Origin of the sequence: Myxococcus faecalis (assembly GCF_050039385.1) — a bacterium.
GTDB classification, from domain to species: domain Bacteria; phylum Myxococcota; class Myxococcia; order Myxococcales; family Myxococcaceae; genus Myxococcus; species Myxococcus fulvus.
The window spans coordinates 9,347,857-9,369,053 of the sequence record NZ_CP144336.1 but is presented as its reverse complement, the minus strand read 5'-3'; the positions used below and the strand labels follow the sequence as shown (position 1 = coordinate 9,369,053).

Below are 21,197 nucleotides of genomic sequence, written 5' to 3'. Positions count from 1 at the left end.
CAGTGAGCGACTCAACCCAGCCGCCACGGCCCTTTCATGGCGAGACCCGCCCAGCGCCTCTCCTGGGGAGTCGGGTGGGCCTCCCGGTTGAACCCATCCTCCCGGGTGGCGGACACTCGCGACATGGCGCGCGGCCCCGAGCTCGCCCTCCTGACCGAGAGCGAGGGCATCCTTGAAGTCGACAGCGTGGTGGACGGCTTTCGCATCCTGAAGCCGCTGGGTGAAGGCGCCATGGGGCAGGTATTCCTCGCCCAGGACCTCTCGCTCGGACGCCGGGTCGCGCTGAAGTTCCTCAAGGTCGAACTGCTGGGCCAGCAGAACGCGGAGCGGCTCCTGGAGGAAGCCCGGACCACGGCGCGTTTCAACCATCCGCACATCATCACGGTGCACGGCGTGGGCAAGCACCACGGCCGCCCCTACCTCGCGCTCGAGTACATCGACGGCGAATCCCTGAGGCATCGACTCACCCACGAGCCGCCGGGTCCCAACGAAGCGCTCCGCATCTGCCGCGCCATCGCCGAGGCAACCGCCGAAGCCCACCGCCATGGCATCATCCACGCGGACCTCAAGCCCGAGAACGTGCTGCTGCCCAGGGACGGACGGGTCCGCGTCGTCGACTTCGGACTGGCCCGCCACGCGGGGACCGAGCAGGGCGCCGCATCGGGAACTCCCGCCTACATGGCTCCCGAGCGATGGCATGGAGCGCCTCCCTCACCCGCCATCGACGTGTGGTCGCTCGGCATCATCGCCTTCGAATTGCTCGAGGGACGAAGGCCGCTGACCGATGAACAGCTCGCGAGCTTCGTCTTCTCCCCCTGGCCTCTCGAGCACTCACCACGCGAGCTGGCGCTCCCCGTCGGCCAACTCCTGCGAGCATGCCTGGCCATCGCCCCCGCGCATCGGCCCTCCGCGCAGCAGGTCGCCCAGGCGCTCGCGGAAGCCCTCGGCCCGGGGCACAGCCGCGCGGGAGACCTCACGCCCTTCCGGGGCCTGCACCCCTTCACGGAGGGGGACGCCGAGGACTTCTTCGGCAGGGAGCCGGAGCTGGATGCGTTCATCGAACGCCTGCGCCACGAGCCGCTCGTCCCGCTGGTGGGGCCCTCTGGCATCGGAAAGAGCTCCTTCCTCCATGCCGGCGTGATTCCCCGCCTGCGGCAGATGGACCGCTGGTCGGTGCTCGTCACACGCCCTGGCCCGAACCCCTTGGGGAGGCTGGCCGCCATGCTGGTCGCGGGGCTCGAGGACGAGGCTACCGCCGAGGCCACCAGGGAGGTCCTCGCCCGGCGCCCTGGCGAAGGGGTCCGGCTGCTGCGGCGGCGCGGTGAGGTGACGCAGACGCGGGTGCTCCTCGCCTTCGATGCGTTCGAAGAGGTCTTCACGCTCGCCGCGCCCCAGGAGCGGCTCCAGTTCACCACATGCCTGGCCGCCATCGCCGCCGCGGATGACCGGTGGCGCGTCGTCCTCGTGCTCAGGGATGACTATCTGGGCGCCTACTGTTCTCAGGAGCCGCTGCGGCCCCATCTTGGGGCGGCCTTCATGCTCGCGCGACTGGGCCCGGCGGCGCTCCACGAGGCCATCAGCGGTCCCCTGCGCCGGGTCGGCTATTCGACCGATGACGCCTCACTCGTTCCGCGGCTGGTGGCCGAAGTCCAGGAGCTCGCCGCGGGCCTTCCGCTGCTGCAGTTCGCCTGCATGGCGCTCTGGGAGCAGCGGGATACGAAGCGACGGCTGCTGCTCGCCTCCGTCCACGAGGCGCTGGGCGGCGTGGGTGGCGCGCTGGCCTCGCATGCACAGCGCTTGCTGCGTCAGCTCCCGACCGAGGAGTTCCACAAGGCGCGGGCGCTGCTCCTACGACTGGTGACCGCCGCGGGCACCCGCCGCCCCCGCCCTCAGACGGAGCTGCTGGAGGGGCTGGGCGCGGAGGGGGCGCGGGTCCTTGAGCGGCTCCTCACCAATCGGCTGGTGACCGTCACCCGGGAGCCCCAGACGGATGAGCCCTTCATCGAGCTGGCCCACGAGTCGCTCGTGCTCGCCTGGCCGGACCTGACGCGCTGGCTCGAGGAGACCCACGAGGAGCGCGTCCTCGTTCAGCAGTTGGAGCAGGCATCCCAGCTCTGGGAGCAGCGCGGGCGGCAGGTTGGCGAGACCTGGACGGACGAGGCGCTGAGCCAGGCACTCTGGCGTGTCGCGGAGTGGGACGTCCGACTCCCGACGCGCTCGCGCGAGTTCCTGGAGGCAGGTCGCCAACGCGCGCGCAGCCTGACACGCCGACGCAGGTGGATGTTGGGAGGCTATGTCGCGGCCCTCGCCCTGATAGCCCTGGTCTCCCTCCTGGCCGCCTGGGCGTTCCGGGAGAAGCAGCTCGAGGCCATCCGCCGCCAGGACGACATCCGCCTGGCCGCCGCGAACATGGGGGAGTTCGAGCTGGTCCTGGAGCCCCATGACTTCGACCCCGTGAAGCAGCAGTGGACTCGCGCAGCCGACATGGACCTGGACTGGACCCTGCGGCCCGCGGATGAAACGTCCAGCCCGGAAGAAGCCAGGCCCTATTCCCCGCAGGAGCTGCTGCGGAGCCGACTCCGTCGGATGCCGGACGGGAGCCTGCGCGAGCGTGTCGAGGCGCCCTCGCGCATGTCCTGGCTCATCGTGGAGCGTCCGGGCTGCGCGCCATCCATCGTGCGCCTGCGGCAACTGCCGGACTTCGACGACCGACAGCGGGGGCCGCCGCGGGAGCTGCGCTTCCCCATCCCCACCTGCGCCGCATCGAAGGTGGATTCGATTCCCATCCCAGCGGGCCCGTATTGGAAGCCGGAGTCGGAGGATTCGCCAGAGCCCGAGCACCTCGTCGAGGTGGCGGACTTCTCGCTCGACCGGACCGAGGTCACCAACGGGCAGTTCCGGCTCTTCGAGTCACAAATCCTCCCGCAGACCTTCGAGCGGCGGGAGCATCCGCCGAAGCTGCCCATCTTCAGTCGGATGCTCGAGCCCGCCATGCCCGTCACCGGAGTGGACGCCGCCGATGCGCAGGCCTTCTGCCGATACATGGGCAAGCAGTTGCCCACCGAGGACGAGTGGCGCAAGGCCTTTCGCGGAGGTCTGACGCTCGGCCCCGGAGCCACGGAGGTGAACCCGGCACCCCGGAGGAGGACTGTCTGGATGGTGGAACGGCGAGAGCCTCAAGCGAATCTCAGTGGAGACGATGGGCACTCCGCCGCCGCCCCCGTGGGCTCCTTCCCCGAGGACCGCAGCCCCTACGGCCTGCTCGACATGGCGGGGAACGTGGGGGAGTGGACGCGGAGCATCTCAACGCGAGGAGAGAACGAGGGCCTGCGAATCTCCACCGGAGGCCGCTGGGACTCTCCGCTCGAGGAGCGACACGACGACGTCGCCTGGAGTACCCACCTCCCCTCCAGGCGCTTCGACTTCGCGCTCGGCCTGCGCTGCGCCGAGCACCCTTGAGCGCGCTGCGTGCGCTCAGCGCAGCGTGGACAGCAGTTGCTCCAGGGCGGGCGCGGGCTCGACCTTGGGCCAGCGCAGCATCAGGGGCGCTTGCTCCCGTTCATCCTTGATGACTACCCACCGTCGGTCCGCGGACACGGTGACTGGCTTCCCCTGGACGCGGAGGCTGAAGCCCGCGCCGCAGAGGGGCTCGCCGCGCCCCATCACCTCGAATCCCGGCAGCCTCTGTGCCCACGACTGGGACTGCTCGGGGACTTGGGGCGAGCTATCGCGGCTGCGGGCAGCGCTCGGAGCGTCGTTGCGCGAGGAGTAAAGCCACTCCGAGGTGAACTCCTCGCTCAAGCCGCGGGGACCAAAGTCGGCGGAGAACAACTCGACTGTGGTACCGAACACCTCCCGCTCCAGGGCCCTTGAGACGCTCTTCAGCATCTTCAGTCCGCTCTCCCCAACGCCCGTCCCACAGCCCAACAGCCGGACCTGGGCATCAGGCGCGAGGTACTGCTTGACCCGCAGCAGGATAGCGATGACCTCTGGCGACTCAACGGCGCTCATCAGGAACGTGTCATCGCCGAGCTCGAAGGCCTCCGACGAGCCATGTCCCACGAGGTCCAACAGGTCGATAGGCCGATTCACATTCAAGGCGATGTTCGGGAGGTTCTGCCAGTATTGGCAGCGCTCGACCTTGGAATGCCACCTGGAAGTGAATCGTGTCTTCTGTTCTTGTGCATCATCTCCTGTATGGATCGCATCGTCGATGTCCTCAAAGAGGCGTTGGAAATCCCGCGTATAGGAAACGACCGTGAGATGGGTTTGCATGCGGGCTCCTCTAGCGCAGGGACAACATGATCTGGTTGAGTACCTCGAGCAATGGCAGGTCCTTCAGGGCCGCGTCCTCGCTGAGGGCGCGCAGCAACTTCTTGTTGCTGGCGGCAACTGGCCACTTCTTCCCGGACTCCCGCAGCGTCGTGACATTGAGGGTCGAGCCCAACTGAGCGTTCACACTGTCTTCCCAGTCCGCTGAAAGCATGAGGAAGCCGTACGGATGTTTGTCTGTCGCACGCGGCGCGGTCGAAGGCAGATCCGGCCAGCAGATCGAGAACTGCTGGGTCAGCTCCACCATGAAGAGCCTCGGCTTGGTGGGGTCGGCCACGTCCCGCAGGTCCTCCCTGCGCGCGAGCTGGAAATAGAACTTCCGCAAGCCGTCCCAGGTCAGCTCCTCTCGGACCCGCTTGACGATATAGGGATAGAAGCGCGGCGTGATGGTATTCCGAAGCCACCACCTCCTCAGCTCCTGAGGAGACGCCTTCGGTTCGATATCGGCGACGCCATACTCACCAGTGGATACGGCCAGGGGAAAATCTTGCATGTCTACTCCTCGGGTCGTGGATAAATCAGGGATATTGGAGTCGAGCCCTGGCGGTGGCTGCGACACCCCGCCAGGAACAAGTCATTCACTGCAATGAGCTGAGCCCATTCGCCGCGCGACAGGAGCAATCCGCGCGCCAGCCCGCCTCCTCTGAATGACGGCTCCCTGGACTGTCAACTCCAGTGGACAGTCCCCCACTCCGCATTCAAATCGATTGGACACCACCCCGGGCGAGAGCACGTGTGTCCACGACTGGACTGAACCGGGCATGGGCTTTGCTCACCGGGGAAGCGCGCCCCACGCAAACGACGGGGGTGGGCTCGATGGTGCCAGGTGCGAGGGGGGGGCTGGCGCCATCGAGCCGGTTTTCATCGGGAGGATGAATGTCCGCACGTCACCGTGAAGAGCAGTGTCTGGCTGAAGCATTGGAGAGAAGAGCCCGCCCATGAGCGCGTCCTCAAGCGGCGTGGTCCTCGAAGCACTGGGCGCGATACAGTCGGGTCAGCTCTCCATCGAGGAGGTCCTGCGCGCGAGCCTCCGCGCCAATCCTGGGATGAAGGGTTGGCTCGAGGAGAAGCTGGCGCGCTCGAAGGACCAGGACAGACGTATTCCCTGGGTCAGGCGGCAGCTCAAGCTCTCGGAGAGCGGCCGTGAGAAGGTCCTCACGGCCGCGCGTCGCAAGTTCCTGCGCAGACGGGACGTCGTGGGCGTGTCCTGGGGCGTGAAATACACGGGCGGACTGCCACGCCAGGCGGACTCGCTCATCGTCTGGGTGCGAAAGAAGAAGCCACCACGCGAGGTCCGCTCGCTCATCGAAGGCCCCTTCCAGGCACGCGTCGAAGGAGTGCGTCACACCGTGATGCTGGACGTGCAGGAGCTGCCCACAGGGACGAAGCAATGGGGGACACCGGTGCGCCCGGGCAACCTCACGCAAGTGAGAGTGGGAGACAAGCTCGGTACGCTCAGCGCGGCCTTCGACACCGGAGACATCTACTTCTCCGGCCACGTGGCGAAGGCCACGGGGAGACAGGTGACGGTGTTGCTCCCGGGAGGACGGAGCATCCCCGCGGGCGTGGTGAGGCGCTGTCGCGACGACGAGGAGATCGACGGTGCGCGGGCTGGGCCGCTGCAGGCCAACGATATCGCTCGCGCCACGCGGTCGCCTGTCCGGGTCCGCACGCTGAAGTCCTCCGAGCACGACATCGGCGTCCGTGTCATCACCGTCGATGGTGAGCGCAGGTCGTGGATTGATGCGCTCGAGGCCCCGGCCGACTTCGGCGTTGACGGGAGGATGCGCTCACTCATCCGCCTCGCCGGCCGGGTGACGGCGGAGGGAGACAGCGGCGCCTGCGTCCTGGATGACGCAGGCCGGCTGATTGGATTTGTCGTCGGTTCAGCCGACAAGCACACCATGGTCATTCGCGCGGAAGGGGTCTTCAATGCATTGCAATAGAATCATCGCGGCGGGGTGCGTGATCTTCTTCTCCTGTCTCGCCAGGGCGGAGGAGACAACGTACCGTTATGAGGTCTACAAGCAGGAGGATGGCGCGCCCGTCTGCACGATGAAACAAAAGGGCGTGGAGACGAAAGAGCAGTTTCTTCGCATCGAAGTCACCGTCCCTGTCGGCTCGAAACTGGAAAGCGCCTCCCTCGTCAAGCAAACAACTCCTGTCGAGGTCGTCTCCTTCCCACTCGACGGCATCTCCCCACCCGCCGAAGGTGGCAACCTGGCGGTGCTCACCCTGGAGCGTGCGAAGTTCGGCAAACGCGAGACGGCGTTCCTCCAGGTCCAGATGAACACAGCGGGCGCGGTGAGCCCACCCATCGAATGCAAGACCGCGGAGGGTGACTCGGTTTCTTATTTCGGAGAAGAGGACACTTCGAAGACCAACTCGATTGACGTAAGTGCGCTTGAGTTCTGGCTGAAGGACGGCGCTTCACACAAGCAGAACCTGCTCGACCAATTGAAACCGATTGACAAGAAGAGCCGAACCTTGCTCGTGCACCTGCCATCCGGCGCGATTGCGCCCCCCATGGACAATGCTGTCTCGGAGGGAGAGTGGATCCAGGTGGCATTCCTCCTGCCCGAGACTGAAGAGCGCATGCCGAGAATCACCTCGAAGAACTGTGAGGTCGTCAACACCTTCCGTCAGAAAGAGGCCCCGTCGGCCAAGGAGGGCGCGGATCCCAACATGGTGCCGCCAGGCGTGACACCCGAGGAGCGCGCGCGACCTATCAAGTTCAAGCTGGTTCCCGTAGGGCAGATGTTCCGGTGTGGAGCGGGCCCCCTTTCATACGAAGTCCATCCACTCTCCGGCTATGAAGCCAAGCGCCAGAAGGAAGCAGGAACGACTCCGGAAGCAGCGTCCTCTTCCGTCGAAAATGTGGTCACCGCCCGGGTGAGGCCCCGCTATCACCTCGCCGCCACGGCCATGGTGGGATTCGACACGGCCACCACCCGGCGCTTCGAGACGGATTCGTCCCAGCTCGTCCAGGAGGTGACGGACCGGGAGGGCCTCGCGGTCTATGTCGGTGCGACATGGATGGTGACCGGGGTGGACTACGAAGCGATGAAGAACGATGACTTCTTCTTCAACGTCTTCGCGGCCGTGAAGCCGACCTCGCCCACGGAGGATGCCGTCGTGGGGCTCGCGTTCACCTACACAGGCTCGCTCTCCCTGGCGCTGGGCCTCAGCCTGCACAAGAACACGCGCCTGACGAAGGGCTACACCGTGGGCAGCAGCTTCACAGGGGATGGAGACATCCCCACCGAGAAGACGTGGAAGGGCATGCGGCCTGGGTTCTTCGTGGGCTTCGCCGTCGACAGCAACATCTACGATGCGCTGATCAAGAGATTCTGACCCGCGCACGAGCACGAACGACAGAAGCCCAACTCCCCACCAAGGAGCTGGGCTTCATTCTTCACCGTGGCGACCCGGTCGCCCGACTCCTCAGGACTGGTGGAAGACCTTCGAGAAGAAGTTCTCCATGCGGGACTTCTCGGGCTCCAGGGTGTTGGCGGGCGAGGCCACGCTCGTGCCCAACCCGGCGGCCGGACGCAGACCCGACGCGATGCCCGGCTTGATGTGGTGACGCAGGTCCACCGCCACGTCCGTCTTCAGGTGCGTGCCCACGCCCGCCGCGGCATTCACATCCGCCGACTGCTTGAAGAAGCCATTCTCCAACCCAATCTTGCCGCCCGCCTGCGCCGCCGCGCCCGCCACCACGCCGCCCGTGACGGAGCCGTGCAGCCGGCCCAGGTGCCCACCCGCCGTGCCGTACGCGCCCGCCGTGGCCGCCGCGCCCACCTGACCGGAGAGCATCGCCGTGGCCGTCCTCGGGTCCAGGCTCGCCACGCCCTCGGCGTACGCCGTCGCCGACGCCTTCGCCTCGCCCTTCACGTAGCCACCCACGTGCCGGTTGAAGTCGTGGCTCGCGCTCGCCGTCACGCCCACGCCCGTCTCCGCCTTGCCCGTCAGCGCGGCCGTGTACGCGTGGTCGTTCCGGTCATACGACAGCCCCGCCTGCCCCTGCGCCTTGAAGCTGTTCGCCTCACCCGAAATCTGACCGGTCGTCACGCCGAACCGGCCCGCGTGCGTCTTCTGCAGCTCGAACGCCGCGTTCGGCCCGTTCACCTCGGCCTGCGCCGAGTAGTGGTGCACGCCCGGAGCGTCGTACCGCGTGGTCGAGGCCTGCAGCGAGCCCGTTCCACCACTCAGCGAACCCCCACCGTAGGTGTCCTTCTGGAACGTCTTGCCCGGCCGGTCCACGAGCATGTTCTGCTGAGCGCCCGCGGGAGCCGTGAGCTTGTTGTCCCCGCCGCTCACCATGATGTCCGAGGCCTGGCCCGTGGTCTTCTCGTAGGGGCTGTACGACGGCTGCCCCTCCACCATGCCCGGGTGCTTCAGCGGCCTGGGCTCCACCGCCGACTGCGCCCCCACCGCCGGCTGCGTCGACACGGGCTTCGTCACCTGCGAGGACGGCGCCGAGGGCGGCAGCGTGTTCGCCCGCCCCAGCGGCCTCGGCTGGGACACCTTCGGGGTGGAGGAGGACGGCAGCGTGTTGGAGCGGGACAGCTTCTGACCGATGCGGGGGGACATGGGAGGCTCCTTCGAAGTACGGCGGATGGGGTCGTTCCTGCGATGCCCCTCCCCACTGCACCCGACATGCCATGCCCATGTCGCTCCACGTGGACGCGTCGCCCTCCTGATTTCAAGCGGTTGACGGGAGCCCGCCTCCAGCCCTCCCCCGTCCCCTGATGACAGCAGTCATCAGCCCCCTGACAGCCGTCATCGTCGTGAGCCCGCGCGCTACTCGGCGCAGTCCTTGTCGTAGTTCAGCTCGCGCTTCTCGATGACCTTGTCCTCCTCGATCAGCTTCTGCCCGTCCCACTTCACGATGGTGCGTGTGGTGTCGCTCGGCAGGAAGTTGCACGCGGCCCCCGCCGCGTAGGTGCAGCGCCGGGTCACCACGAAGGCCGTCTTGCGGGAGGGCTCCAGCGTCGTGTCGCAGCCCGCCATCCCCATGCCCGTCGGGGAGTGCTCGTCCTCCATGCTCACCTTGCCCAGGTACTTGCCCGTCGCGTCGCGCGCCACCACGTCCAGCCACAACACCACCCGCCCATCCCCCAGCGACACCGGCGGCTTCAGCTGGGAGACGATGCGCGTCAGCGTCACGCCACTCAGCCCCAGCTTCAACATCCCCGGCTCCTGGAGCACACGCTCCGCCCCCGCCTCCCTCCACTTCGGACACGCGGACACCGCCTGCGTCACCGGCCGCTCGTAGATGAACGGGTGATACGCCTTCAACAGGCGGCGCTGCACCACGGACTCGTCACTCCGACAGAACCCCAGCAACACGACTTCGAAACCCGGGTTGAGCCCCGGCACCGAGCTGCTCGACACCGTCTTCGGAAAGCCCTCCGCCAGCACGAGCGACTTCGCGAGCAGCTCCCGCTCCGACTCCCACTTCGCCACCGACGCCCTCGCGGCCTCCGCGTCCTTGCCACCTCCCCAGATGACCGCCACGTACTCCCCTCCCGCTGCCTCCGCCGCAGGCGTGGATGCGACAGCGGCGGTCGCGGAGAGCAGCACGAACGGGACGACGAGACGCATGGAGTTCCCCCTTCACACGAGGGACCTCCCCTCGCTCACGCCCGAGCCTACTCCACGGCGCCCAAAACGCACCGATACGAAGAGTCCGTCAGACTTCACACGTCCCGGAGTCACTGAGGCCCGAATTAATCGCCATCAGAGCCTGACCGGGACGACGAACGAACGCGCCCGGGAGACGTGTGCCATCCGGCACGCGGAAGTCGAGAGGAGACACCGTGATGAGTCATCGAACGATTCGGAGCATTTTTGTCGTCGGAGCGCTGGCGTTGGCCGGCTGCGGCGGAGTGGATGCGAAGGAGGAGAAGGCGGACGCCAGTCTGTCGACCCAGGAGCAGGGGCTGACGTGCACGAGCCTCATCCCGGTGATGTCGGGGAACAACGTCCCGTCGGGCATCGCATCTGCCTCCAGCATGTATGACCCCAGCTATCAGCCATGGCTCGGGTTCGACAACGCGGCGAGCTTCTGGCTATCGACCCAGGGACAGACACCCGCGTGGCTGGCCTATGAGTTTCCGAGCACCTCCCTGTTGGTGCAGCGATATGCCGTCACCTACGGCAACGGAAGCATCACCACCCGCGCCCCGAAGAACTGGACGCTGGAGGGGTGGACCGGCAGCGCCTGGACGGTGATGGACACCCGCACCAACCAGACGGGCTGGGCCGGCCACGAGCGCCGCGAGTTCGCCGTCAGCACCCCTGGCGCGTACAAGAAGTATCGAATCAACGTGACGGATGACAATGACAGCCGCACGGGCAACGTCGTGGTCTCCATCTCACGTCTGGAGCTCTACAATTGTCAGCCCTACCCCATGACGTCCTCACTGTGGACCCGGACCACCGGAGGCACGGGGGGCTTCAGTCGCATCCATGACCTCGCGGGAGACCCGGCGGGGCGCACATACGCCACGGGGATGACCTCGGTGGGCCTGTCGGGCCAGCCCGCGGTGGGCCAGGTGGATGCCTTCCTCTCGGCGCGGGACTGGAATGGCAACCTGCTGTTCCACAAGCAGATCGGCGCAGCGGGCAACATCGCCCTGGGCTACGGCGTGGCGCGCAACCGCAGCTTCGAGGAGATCTACGTCGCGGGCTGGACCTCGGGCTCACTGGATGGCAACCCGTCCATTCCAGGGTCGAGCGCGTTCCTGATGCGCTATCGCTACACGGGCGTCCATGGCTGGACGCGCCAGATTGGCGTCGCGAATGCGCAGACGGAGGGCTACGGCGTGGCGGTGGATGCCAATGACAATGCCTTCCTGGTGGGCCTGACGAATGGTGGCCTGGATGGGAACACGCGCATCGGGAGCTATGACGCCTTCGTGGTGAAGTACGCCCCGGACGGCACCAAGCTGTGGACTCGGCAGCTGGGCACTCCCGGCAAGACGACCCACGGTCGGCGCGTGGCGGCGGATGACTCCGGCAATGTCTACGTGTCCGGCTGGACGGACGGCAACCTGGATGGAAACACCCTCACGGGCCCCCAGGACGCCTTCATCACCAAGTACGACGCCGACGGCGTGAAGCAGTGGACCCGGCTGGCCGGTGCGCCCGGGACGGGGGCCTACCTGTACGGCTCGCAGGTGGACGCGACGGGGAACGTGTATCTCGCGGGCTACGCGGGCGGCGGCATGGATGGCGTGCCCAACGTCATCCCGCAGATCGACGTGTTCGTGGCCCGCTTCAGCCCCTCGGGAGTGAAGCAGTGGGTGTGGGAGCTCGACTCGGGCTCCGGCTCCTGGGCCATGGGGCTCTACGTCGATGCGAGCGGCATCTACACGACGGGCGGTGGCGTGGCGGACATCACACAGGTGACCGACACCAGCGGAGGCAAGGTCCACAACTACGTGGCGAAGCTGGACTACACCGGCAACCTGCAGTGGGTCATCCAGCAGGAGACCGCGGCCATCAACGGCGTGGCCAAGGATGTGCGCAGCATGGGTGTCGTCGTGGACTTCGCGGGGGACCTCTACGTCGGCGGCTACGTGGACGGTCACTACCAGGGCAACACCATCCTGGGGACCCCGGATACGTTCCTGTCCAAGATCGCCAAGCCACTCTGAGCCTCCACTCCGGGCGTGACACGAGGCGCGTGTGTCAGGCCCACCCGGGCGCTGCTTGAAGAAACGTCGCCCGCGGCGAACACCACCGCGGGCGACTCCTGAAGACAGCTCACCTGAAGACGACTCAGCGTGTCTTGGAATAGTCCTCGAGGAGCTGGCGCACCCTGGCGGCCTCGGGGTGGGCGGGATAGCGCTTCACGAACGTCCGGTAGCGCTCGCGCGCGCCCTCCATCCGGTTGAGACGTGCCTGCATGGCGCCGGAGAGGAGCAGACAGCTCGCCTGCTCCGGGACATTGGAGAGGCAGTCCTCGGCGAGCAGGAAGGCATCATGGGCCTTCCCCGCGCGCGACAGTCGCTGGGCCTCGGCGTACAGCCGGGCCGCCTCTTCGTCGGGAGTCGAGGACGCGGGGCTCGGACTCCTGGGTCGTCGCGCATCCGCCAATCCCACCCGCACCTCGACCTCGCCTTCGTTGTCCGAGACGTCGTCATCGAGCAGGCCGCAGCGCAGCCCCTGGATGCCTCGGACCTTCACCTCGCGCGTCCCCGACAGGAAGAAGCGCACGGGCTGCATCCGGATGGGGTCGCCATACCGGTCCAGCTTCGGAGGGGCGCTGCTCGGAGCCCACTCGACGCAGGCGGCGTGGTTCGCGGGCCCCATCTTGCGGCCCCTCGGGAAGACGCCCTCCCCCACGGGCGCCAGGGACACGGTGTACGTCTGCCGGACGTCCAGCCCCCGGAGCAGGAAGCCCTGGGCGGTGGAGACCCGCATGGGCTCCGGATGGAAGACGAAGCGCCGCTCGGTGCGCTCGCGAGGCTCGCGCAGGGACACGTTCTGCTGGCGGAGGTCTTCCTTGACGGGCTCGCCGAGCGTGAACAGGGAGATGGACCGGATGCCCTCGAGCGCCAGGGGGCGCCGAGGAACGACACCCTGGCGCAGGGCGACGGGGACCGCGTCACCAGCGAGCAGATAGAAGATGGGCTGCGCGGCATACAGCCCCGGCTCCAGGATGGCGCGCGGCGCCTCCCGGCTCGAGAAGCCCGGCTCCCAGAGGGAGTACGTGGCGGACGCGTCCAGGTGGAAGAAGGCCACCAGGTCCGCCGGCACGCGGAAGACATGCCGACGGGAGTCCAGGCGGATGGAGGTCGCGTCGGGATGGTCCGCGACGGACGCGGTGTCCACCACGGTGGCGGGCTGGACCTCGGAGGTCGAGCCCGACGCCTCCGGGACACTCCCGCTCCCGGCGAGGGCCTCGGGGCCCCCTTCACCCAAGGGCTCCAGGGGCCCCGGCGGCGGGGGTGGCGCGGGAGGAGGCCCGTCATCGAGCACCCAGGGCAGCAGGGCCAGCGCGAGCATCGCCACCAGTCCTCCGGCGGCGAGGAGCCCCCAGCGCCACGACGGACTCGGAGGCTCCTGGGACGAGGACAAAGGCGGCTCGGGGGCGTCCTGGGCCTTGCCTCTGCCGGGCAGCGGCGTCGTGGGCACGACGTCCTGCGGAGCGCGGGTCGGCTTCGTGAGCGCACGCGTCGGAGCATGCTGCGTGCCTCGCCAGGCGCTCAGCTCCTCGACGAACGCGGCCGGCACCGCGAGGTCCCTCCCCTGCTGGAGCAGGTCCTCCCGGAACAGCTCGCGGACCAGATACGCCAGGTTGGACATCCCGAAGCGGGGCGCGAAGGAATGGAGGAATCCCGCCAGCGCGTCGCCGAAGGCGTTCGCCGACTCGTAGCGGAACCGGGCGTCCACGGACAGCGCCCGCATGACAATCTCATTCAGCGCGGACGGCAGCTCCTTGCGCACCTCTCGCGGCGAGGGGAACTCCCCGTGCGCCAGCTTCGACATCACCAGCGCCTCCGAGCCGGAGACCGGAGCCTGACCACAGAGCATCTCGTACAACACCAGGCCGGTGGCCCAGACATCCGTGCGCGCGTCCACCTCCAGGCCCCGGGCCTGCTCGGGCGAGAAGTAGAGGTACTTCCCCCGGACGATGCCCGGCTCGGTGTGGAAGCTGCGCAGCATGCGCGCCTTGGCGATGCCGAAGTCGACGATCTTGACCTGTCCCTCGTAGCTGATGAGGACGTTGTCGGGAGAGATGTCGCGGTGGACGATGTGCAGGGGCACGCCCTGGTCATCCGTCCGCGAGTGCGCGTAGTGCAGCCCGCGGCACATCTCCAGGGCGATGTACGTGGCCAGGGGGATGGGCATCGACGCGAGGCCCGTCTTCGCCGCGCGCCGCAACACGCGGTGCAGCGGCTGGCCATCCACCAGCTCCATGGCCAGGAAGTACTGGCCATCCATCCGACCGAAGTCGAAGACCTGCGCGATGTTCCCGTGCGACAGCGTGGCGGAGATGCGCGCCTCGCTGATGAACATCGCGATGAAGGCCTCGTCGTTCGCGTGCTCCGGCAGCACCTTCTTGATGAGGACGGGCTTGGTGACACCCGCGGCGCCCACCAGCCGCGCGCGCCACGTCTCCGCCATGCCTCCCCTGCCGAGTTGGGCGAGGAGCTCATAACGTCCGAGGCTGTGCTGCGGCTCCTGGGTCATCGGGCAACCCGTCCTGCACGCTCGAGGCGCATCGAAGTGGCACTTCGCGGGGCCACACGATGTCTGTTTGCGCGGCGTCTGGGTAGGGGGATGGCGGCAATCCCAGGTGTGGCACCCACGCCCACCCGCACGACAGACACCTCCAAAGGCACACACGCACGTCCACGGGAGCGGCAGCCCACTCCTCGCGCGGCGCAATGGCAGTCAATGGAAGGCGTCCAACCGCATCACACCGGCGCCCGCCCAGGATGGCGGGCACCGGCGGAACCTCGCGTCGCTCGAGCACGCATCAGAGCGCCCGAGCGGCGCGGCGAGTCACTCCGAGTAGGAGTAGTTGTAGACGAGCTGCCAGTTGCGGTTGTAGCGGCGGGTCACGGTGAACCAGCCGCTGTGGCAGCTGCCCGTGTTGCTGGCGGAGTAGCCGTAGACGAAGCCGTTGTTCACGCGCGCCACCAGCTCGGGGGTGCCGGGCTGCTCGCAGGGCTGGGTGACGCGCACGGACTGGTACGCGGCCTCGGCGTTGACCTGCTCCTGGCCCTCGAAGTCATAGATGGAGTGGACCCGGACGGCGGTGAAGCCACCCAGCTGGGCGCCCTGCGTCGCGGCGGGCTGCGCGAGGAACGCGTTGAGGCTGGCCAGGGCCGCGGCCTCGTTGGTGATGGAGCCGACGACGCGGTGCACCGCGCCGTTCGAGTCGGACAGCGCGGCGCGGATGGCGGCGATGCCACCGGAGCCCTGGTAGACGGAGGTGTCGCCCCACGTGAAGCTCAGGGCGGAGCCGGCCGTGTAGCCGCTCAGCGCGCAGCTGCCGTTGGCGGCGGCGGGCGCGACCAGGATGACCTTGCGCAGGCGGTGCTCGGGGTTCAGGAGGGCGATACACTCGTTGCCCGCGACACCGTCATAGTTGCCGGCGGGCAGCACGGCCTCGACGATGTTGTAGACGCGGAAGTTGGGGTCCGTGGCCTCCTGCTCCTGGGTGGCCTGGACGGGCTCGGGCGTCGGCTCCGCCTCGGGACCGAGGCAACCAACGATGAAGGACGACGCAAGGACGAGGGAAGACAGCCGAAGGGAAGTGCGCATGGGCGCGCTACCTATCATGCGGGGGTCGATTGATCCCGCATATTCATGATTTGTTGCAAGGACGATACATGCGGAAAGGGCTGCTCTCACTGGACATCCGCTCTCTGCGGGCTCCACGGAGCCAGGGCTTTTTTCATGTGCCTGTGAAAACAAAAGGCCCCGCTAGCAAAAGCAGGGCCTTCTTGCTCCCAATCACATCACTCTCGCGCTGGGCGTGAAAGCAACCAGCTCAGGGCAGCCTGAAGACACGCAGGTTCTCCTCGCCCTTGCGCACGTAGACGAGGGCGTCGTGCGTGGCCTGGTAGAAGAAGCGGTTCTTGACCAGGTCATGCCAGCCGCCGAAGGCGCCCGCCTCCCACTGGGGGGCCTCGCGCAGGGTGCGCGCCTCGGCGTCGACCTCATAGGTGCGGTACTCGAAGGAGCCGTCCCCGTCGCGGTCATACCGGAACGCGGCGATGTAGCGATGGAGCGGGGGCACGTGGGCGAAGATCATGCCCTCGAAGTATTCGGAGTAGCAGCGCGCGCGCACGAGGTCGCTCCGCAGTGGAATGTCGTTCCACTTCGTCGTGTCCAGGTCGTAGGTGATCAACCGCGGCATCTGCACGTGCGGCTCCTCGTGTCCCGGCGCGGGGAAGCTCACGAGGACGCGGCCCACGCGGGCCATCTGCGCGAAGTGCCAGGCGGGAGGCGTGACGACCTCCCACTTCCAGGACGTGTCCTCGGGGCCGAAGGACCACCACTGTGAATAGTTGTAGTTCTCCGTGGGGCCGAACATGTAGCGCCCGCGCACCTCGTCCCAGAACGTCCAGCCGGCGGCGCCGCCGTAGCCCTTCGAGCCGTCATACGAGGCCCCCGGCGTGTTGAACGGATTGTGGCGCGTCCAGGTGCGAGTCTTCAGGCTGTAGCGCCACATGCGCCGCACGCCGGTGGCCACCTCGTCGAGGTCCGGGTTGTAGACGAGCCCGTTGTACGTGTGGCGCGCGGTGGGGTTGCGCGTCGACGCGGCGGGACGGTCCGGGTCGAAGAACTCGTCCGAGTAGACGTCGCTGTCCGGATGCGCCTTGGCGTACGCCTCCGCGGGCGGATAGCCGCTGTACGTGTTGCCCCAGGGGACGTTCGTCCAGTTCGCCGGGTTGTCCGGCAGCTGCTCGATGCTCCAGCGCATCTGCGCCATGTCGAAGCGATAGAGGCCGTTGTTGGAGCTGTCGGCATGGCCACCGCCGAAGGCCCACCACCGCGCCCTCGGCGCATCCAGCGCGATGCCGGAGTACGCGTTGATGACGCCGGCGATGCCCTGTGAGCCCAGGTCGCGGAAGCCCGGGAGCGCGGCCTTGACCTCCGCGTCGAGCGTGGTGAGCGGCGTCCCCGCGACTTCAATCCATCGCCCCTTGGGCACCAGCGCCCATGACGCTTCGTTCACCAGACCCGTCGAGTCACGCCCCGGCGTCCACACGTCACCCGAGAGGGAGCCCGTCTCCGGACCGCGTCCCCAGGTGAACGGAGGCAGCGGGCGCGGTCCACCATCCGGCGTGGACGAGCCACCGTCGGAGCCGGACGGGCCCGCGTCGGGGTTGCCTCCCGCGTCGGAGCCCGTGCCGCCGTCGGCGCTCGTGCCCGCGTCGGGCTTGGGGTTCCCCTCGGCCGGGTCATCGGAGGAGCAGCCCGTGAGCCCACCCGCGACAGCGAGCGCGAGGAGGAGAATCCAAGGTGACGAACGTCGGCCCGACCGGACTGCTCGCATGCTCCACTCCTCGACTCGATGACCGTGCGCACACGCGTCGTGTGTCCGCGCCATCAAGGCAAGTGACATGCCATGGTGCGCTCGCACGGAGTCACCTGGGAGCAGGTGCTGCCGTCACCGTTGTATCCGCGTGGATTCAGGGGGGCCCACCCCACATCGTGTGGCCCACCTGCCCCACACCGCGCGGCGAGCGACTGTCGCTCGCGCGGACTGACGCTCAGCGCTTCGTCCGCGCCTTGCTCGTGCCGCGAGACCTGCTCGCGGACGCGGCCTTCGTGCCCTTCTTCGCGGCGGCCTTCGTCGGAGCCCGGGCCTTCTTGGACTTCGCGGGCACGGCCTTGGACTTCGCCGGCTTCGACTTGGGCGTCGTGGCCTTCGCCTTCGCTGGCTTCGCCTTGGGCGTCGTGGCCTTCGCCTTGGCCACCTTAACCTTGGGTGCCTTCTTCGCGGCCGCGGGCTTCTTCGCGGACTTCTTCATGGCCGCGGCCCGGGTGGCCGTCTTCCGCGCGCTCGCGGCGGAGGGTTCGCGCTTCGGCTTCGCGCGCGAGGAGCGCTTCTTCGCGGGAGCCTCTCCCACGACCTCCGCGTCCAGCACATCCGCCGGACGGACCTGCGAGGCAGGCGCCGCCACGGGGCGCGAAGCCGGCTCCGACGAGGGCGTCACCACGGGCTCCGCGGTCAACACCTCCTCTTGCGTCACACGCGTCGGCGGCTCCACGTGCGTCGTCACGTCGCGCGACTCCCGGGCCGCCAGCGGCTTCGCGGGAGGCTCGGCGGGAACGGAGGGCTGCCAGTTCTCGGGCGAGAACGCGGCATCCGTCTCCTCGCGAGGCTTCGGCGGCTCGAACTTCGGCGGCGGCCGGTGGTGGAAGCGCGCGTCCTTCGAGGCGGGCTTCCCGCCGTGACCGTGCTTCTGCGGCGCGTGCGGACGCCCGCCCTTGGCACCATGGGTACCGCCGCCCCGCTGCCCCTGCGCGGCCAGGGCGCGGAGCCGGTCGAATCCGGGATGCGGCGAGCCACCCGTCGCCTCGGGAGCGGAGGGGGCCTCCAACGTCTTCACGGCGGAGGACTCCTGCTCCACGGACTGCGCACCTCGCACCTCGGCACCCTGCTGCTCGGGGCGCACGAAGACCCGACGCTTCTCACCGTGGCCCTCCCGCTCGGGACGACCTTCGCGGGGCTTGTTCGCCGACTCGTCGCGCCAGGGCTGCTTGAACTTCTCCTCGCCCCGCGCGGGCTCCTCGCGGCGCCCTTCCCGCACGAACCGGCCGCGGGGACTCGAGGGCTCCTCGCGCGCGGCCCAGCCTCGGGCGGAGCCCTGTTTCTTCTCATCGCGCTCCCAGCGTCCCGGCCGCTCGGCCCGGTGCTTGCCATGCGCGACCTGCTCGCGGCGCTCGGGACGACGGTGCGAGAACGCTCCGCCCTCACGACGCGCCAGCGGCGCCTCGCCGTCGAACTGGAGCGCCTCGAAGTCGATCTTCCGCGCCGTCGGGTTCGCCGACAGCAACCGCACGCGCAGCTTCTGGCCCACGCGGACGCGGCGCCCGTTCGGGTACACCAGCGCGTGCGTCTGCTTGTCCAGCTTCGAGCCCGGCCCCAGCGTCTCCGCCTTCACCAAGCCTTCGACGTGCACCTCGTCCAGCTCGACGAAGAAGCCGAAGTCGGTGATGGCCGCGATGGTGGCCGCGAACTCCTCGCCGACGCGGTCCTTCATCATCAGGGCCGCGTAGAACGAGACCACCTCGCGCTCCACCTGCATGGCCGCGCGCTCGCGATCCGAGCACTGCATCGCCATGTCCTCGAGCTTCTCCTCCTCGCGCTCGAGCATGGCCTGCGACGGCTTGCGGCCTGCCCTCGCCCAGTGGGCCTTGAGCAGCCGGTGCACCAGCAGGTCCGGGTAGCGACGGATGGGCGAGGTGAAGTGCAGGTAGTGCTCGGCCGCGAGCCCGTAGTGCCCCACCTTCGAGGCCGTGTACACGGCCTGCATCATCGAGCGCAGCAGCAGCTGGTTCAGCGCCCGCTGCTCCGGGTGGCCCGCCAGCTGGCTGATGAACGCGTCCAGCTCCTTCGACGACACCCCGTCCTCGAAGCGCAGCTTGAAGCCATACGCCTGCGCCAGCGCCGCGAAGGCCGCCAGCTTCTCCTCGTCCGGCTCGCCGTGGAACCGGTACACCGTGGGCAGGCCCTCGTCCTGGAAGAAGCGCGCCACCGCCTCGTTCGCGGCGAGCATGCACTCCTCGATGAGCCGGTGGCTGTCCTTGCGCTCGCGCTTGTCCATGCGCTCGGGCAGGCCGTCCTTGCCCACGACGACCTTGTGCTCGGGCAGGTCGAAGTCGATGGCGCCGCGCTCCTTGCGCATCTTCATCAGCGCCCGCGCCAGCGCCATCATCCGCTCGAAGTGCGGCTTGAAGGCGTTGCGGTGCGGCACGTCCTTGCCATCGAGGACGTCCTGCACCTCGTTGTACGTGCACCGCGCCTGGCTGCGCATCACCGCCGGGTACAGCGTGGACGAGCGCCGCTGGCCCTGGGTGTCGAACGTCATGTCCGCCACCATGCACAGCCGGTCCTCGTCCGGACGCAGCGAGCAGATGCCGTTGCTCAGCCGCTCCGGGAGCATCGGCAGCACCCGGTCCGGCAGGTACACGGACGTCGCGCGCCGGAGCGCCTCCGCGTCCAGCGCGCTGCGCTCGCGCACGTAGTGCGTCACGTCCGCGATGGCCACCACCAGCCGCCAACCTCCCGGCTGCTCCTCCACGTACACCGCGTCGTCGAAGTCGCGCGCGTCCTCGCCGTCGATGGTGACCAGCGCCATCGCGCGCAGGTCGCGGCGCTGCTCGCCGCGCGCCTCGTCCTCGGACACCGTGACGGCGTAGCGGTCCGCCTCGTCCATGACCTCCGGCGGGAACTCGTCCGAGAAGCCCTGCGAGTAGGCGATGCCGATCACCTCGGAGCTCGGCGTGCCGGGCTTGCCGAGCGAGCCGGCCACCTCGCCGATCAACCCACGCCCCGGGTCCAACAGGTTCGCGCCCACGCCCAGGCGCACCTTCACCAGGTCGCCCTCCTGGGCCATCTGGGTGAACGGCACGCGGATGGGCCCCGGCAGGCTCGTGTCCGTCGGCAGCACCAGCGCGTGGCGCCCGTGCGCGGTGTAGACGCCCACCGCCAGCTCGCGGCGTCGGTCCACCACCTGCACCAGCCGCCCCTCGTAACGTCCGGGCCGCCCCGCCACCTCCACCACCACCCGGTCATTGTCGAGCGCGCGCTGCGCCTCGCCCGGCGGCAGGAAGATGTTCTCGCCCTCGCCCGACACCGGGTGCACGAAGCCGAAGCCGTTCTGATGCACGTGGAGGATGCCCTCCACCGTGTCGAGCACCTCGCCGAAGCGGCGCTCCCTCCGGCCTCGCTGACCGGAGCGCTCACGCCAGTCGTCGCGCCCGCCACCGCCATGGCGTCCGGCGTCGCGGGCGCCACGTGACGGGGCACCACGGTCCTGGAAACGGCCGCCCTCCTGTCCGCGCGCTCCATGCCCCTGGAAGCGGGCGCGGGAGTCGTTCGAGTGGGCCTTGCCGAAGCGGGGCGCCTCCGGACGCGCCTGCTCAGGGTGCGCGGGGGCAGGACGTACGGCCTCGTCACGACGGGGGCTGGGGCGCAGGAAGCGCTTGCCCTCCTTGACGATGGCGCCTTGACGGACCAGCTCGCGCAGGGCGCGCTTGAGCTCGGTCTGCTGGCCAGGATGCAGGCCCGCGAGTCGCAGGAGCTCCTTGATGCCCAGCGGGTGGTCTGCGTCGGAGAGAATCTGCTGGAGAAGGTCGGGAGGAATGCTCACGGTGGGGTCGCG

12 protein-coding genes are annotated in these 21,197 nt (G+C 68.4%); 4 read left to right on the top strand and 8 right to left on the bottom strand.

Features of this window, described 5'->3' with window-relative positions; genetic code table 11:
• Positions 1 to 87 precede the first annotated feature (87 nt).
• Positions 88 to 3,459 (top strand): bifunctional serine/threonine-protein kinase/formylglycine-generating enzyme family protein, encoded by a 3,372-nt coding sequence (locus VZQ01_RS37585; RefSeq protein WP_426746072.1) that lies wholly within the window; start codon positions 88 to 90, stop codon positions 3,457 to 3,459.
• A 15-nt stretch (positions 3,460 to 3,474) separates the two neighbouring features.
• On the opposite strand, the gene VZQ01_RS37580 is transcribed toward VZQ01_RS37585, so the two are convergent.
• Both VZQ01_RS37580 and VZQ01_RS37575 read right to left on the bottom strand, forming a co-directional pair.
• Positions 3,475 to 4,275: a DUF4347 domain-containing protein gene (locus tag VZQ01_RS37580; RefSeq protein ID WP_426746071.1), complete on the bottom strand. Its 801-nt coding sequence runs from the start codon at positions 4,273 to 4,275 to the stop codon at positions 3,475 to 3,477.
• 10 nt (positions 4,276 to 4,285) lie between these two features.
• Positions 4,286 to 4,825 carry a hypothetical protein gene (locus VZQ01_RS37575; protein ID WP_426746070.1) on the bottom strand — a complete coding sequence of 180 codons (540 nt, stop codon included), beginning with the start codon at positions 4,823 to 4,825 and terminating at the stop codon, positions 4,286 to 4,288.
• A gap of 445 nt (positions 4,826 to 5,270) precedes the next feature.
• Between VZQ01_RS37575 and VZQ01_RS37570 the strand changes: the two genes are divergently transcribed.
• Positions 5,271 to 6,278: a hypothetical protein gene (locus VZQ01_RS37570; protein WP_426746069.1), complete on the top strand. Its 1,008-nt coding sequence runs from the start codon at positions 5,271 to 5,273 to the stop codon at positions 6,276 to 6,278.
• 19 nt (positions 6,279 to 6,297) lie between these two features.
• A complete protein-coding gene (locus VZQ01_RS37565; protein WP_426746068.1) occupies positions 6,298 to 7,686 on the top strand; it encodes a hypothetical protein in 1,389 nt (462 codons plus the stop codon).
• Between the two features lie 90 nt (positions 7,687 to 7,776).
• Here VZQ01_RS37565 and VZQ01_RS37560 read toward each other — a convergent pair whose 3' ends face one another.
• Both VZQ01_RS37560 and VZQ01_RS37555 read right to left on the bottom strand, forming a co-directional pair.
• Entirely contained in the window at positions 7,777 to 8,925 is a 1,149-nt protein-coding gene (locus tag VZQ01_RS37560) for a hypothetical protein (RefSeq protein ID WP_426746067.1), read from the bottom strand.
• Between the two features lie 210 nt (positions 8,926 to 9,135).
• Positions 9,136 to 9,939, bottom strand: coding sequence for a hypothetical protein (locus tag VZQ01_RS37555; protein ID WP_426746066.1), 804 nt, complete (start codon positions 9,937 to 9,939; stop codon positions 9,136 to 9,138).
• A gap of 266 nt (positions 9,940 to 10,205) precedes the next feature.
• Between VZQ01_RS37555 and VZQ01_RS37550 the strand changes: the two genes are divergently transcribed.
• A complete protein-coding gene (locus tag VZQ01_RS37550) occupies positions 10,206 to 11,996 on the top strand; it encodes an SBBP repeat-containing protein (protein ID WP_426746065.1) in 1,791 nt (596 codons plus the stop codon).
• A 124-nt stretch (positions 11,997 to 12,120) separates the two neighbouring features.
• On the opposite strand, the gene VZQ01_RS37545 is transcribed toward VZQ01_RS37550, so the two are convergent.
• The 4 genes from VZQ01_RS37545 to rnr form a co-directional block, all read right to left on the bottom strand.
• Positions 12,121 to 14,472, bottom strand: coding sequence for a protein kinase domain-containing protein (locus VZQ01_RS37545; RefSeq protein WP_426746064.1), 2,352 nt, complete (start codon positions 14,470 to 14,472; stop codon positions 12,121 to 12,123).
• Between the two features lie 381 nt (positions 14,473 to 14,853).
• On the bottom strand, positions 14,854 to 15,618 hold the full coding sequence (locus VZQ01_RS37540) for a hypothetical protein (protein ID WP_426746063.1): 765 nt from the start codon (positions 15,616 to 15,618) through the stop codon (positions 14,854 to 14,856).
• 229 nt (positions 15,619 to 15,847) lie between these two features.
• Entirely contained in the window at positions 15,848 to 17,359 is a 1,512-nt protein-coding gene (locus VZQ01_RS37535; RefSeq protein WP_426746062.1) for a hypothetical protein, read from the bottom strand.
• A gap of 217 nt (positions 17,360 to 17,576) precedes the next feature.
• Positions 17,577 to 21,185, bottom strand: coding sequence for a ribonuclease R (rnr, locus tag VZQ01_RS37530; protein ID WP_426746061.1), 3,609 nt, complete (start codon positions 21,183 to 21,185; stop codon positions 17,577 to 17,579).
• Positions 21,186 to 21,197: the final 12 nt, after the last annotated feature.

What these genes read in the sequence shown, in the direction of transcription:
- VZQ01_RS37575 (WP_426746070.1), bottom strand. Translation starts at nt 4,825, where the DNA reads ATGCAAGATTTTCCCCTGGCCGTATCCACTGGTGAGTATGGCGTCGCC.
- VZQ01_RS37560 (WP_426746067.1), bottom strand. Translation starts at nt 8,925, where the DNA reads ATGTCCCCCCGCATCGGTCAGAAGCTGTCCCGCTCCAACACGCTGCCG.
- VZQ01_RS37555 (WP_426746066.1), bottom strand. Translation starts at nt 9,939, where the DNA reads ATGCGTCTCGTCGTCCCGTTCGTGCTGCTCTCCGCGACCGCCGCTGTC.
- VZQ01_RS37540 (WP_426746063.1), bottom strand. Translation starts at nt 15,618, where the DNA reads ATGCGCACTTCCCTTCGGCTGTCTTCCCTCGTCCTTGCGTCGTCCTTC.
- VZQ01_RS37535 (WP_426746062.1), bottom strand. Translation starts at nt 17,359, where the DNA reads ATGCGAGCAGTCCGGTCGGGCCGACGTTCGTCACCTTGGATTCTCCTC.
- VZQ01_RS37545 (WP_426746064.1), bottom strand. Translation starts at nt 14,472, where the DNA reads ATGGCGGAGACGTGGCGCGCGCGGCTGGTGGGCGCCGCGGGTGTCACC.
- VZQ01_RS37570 (WP_426746069.1), top strand. Translation starts at nt 5,271, where the DNA reads ATGAGCGCGTCCTCAAGCGGCGTGGTCCTCGAAGCACTGGGCGCGATA.
- VZQ01_RS37580 (WP_426746071.1), bottom strand. Translation starts at nt 4,275, where the DNA reads ATGCAAACCCATCTCACGGTCGTTTCCTATACGCGGGATTTCCAACGC.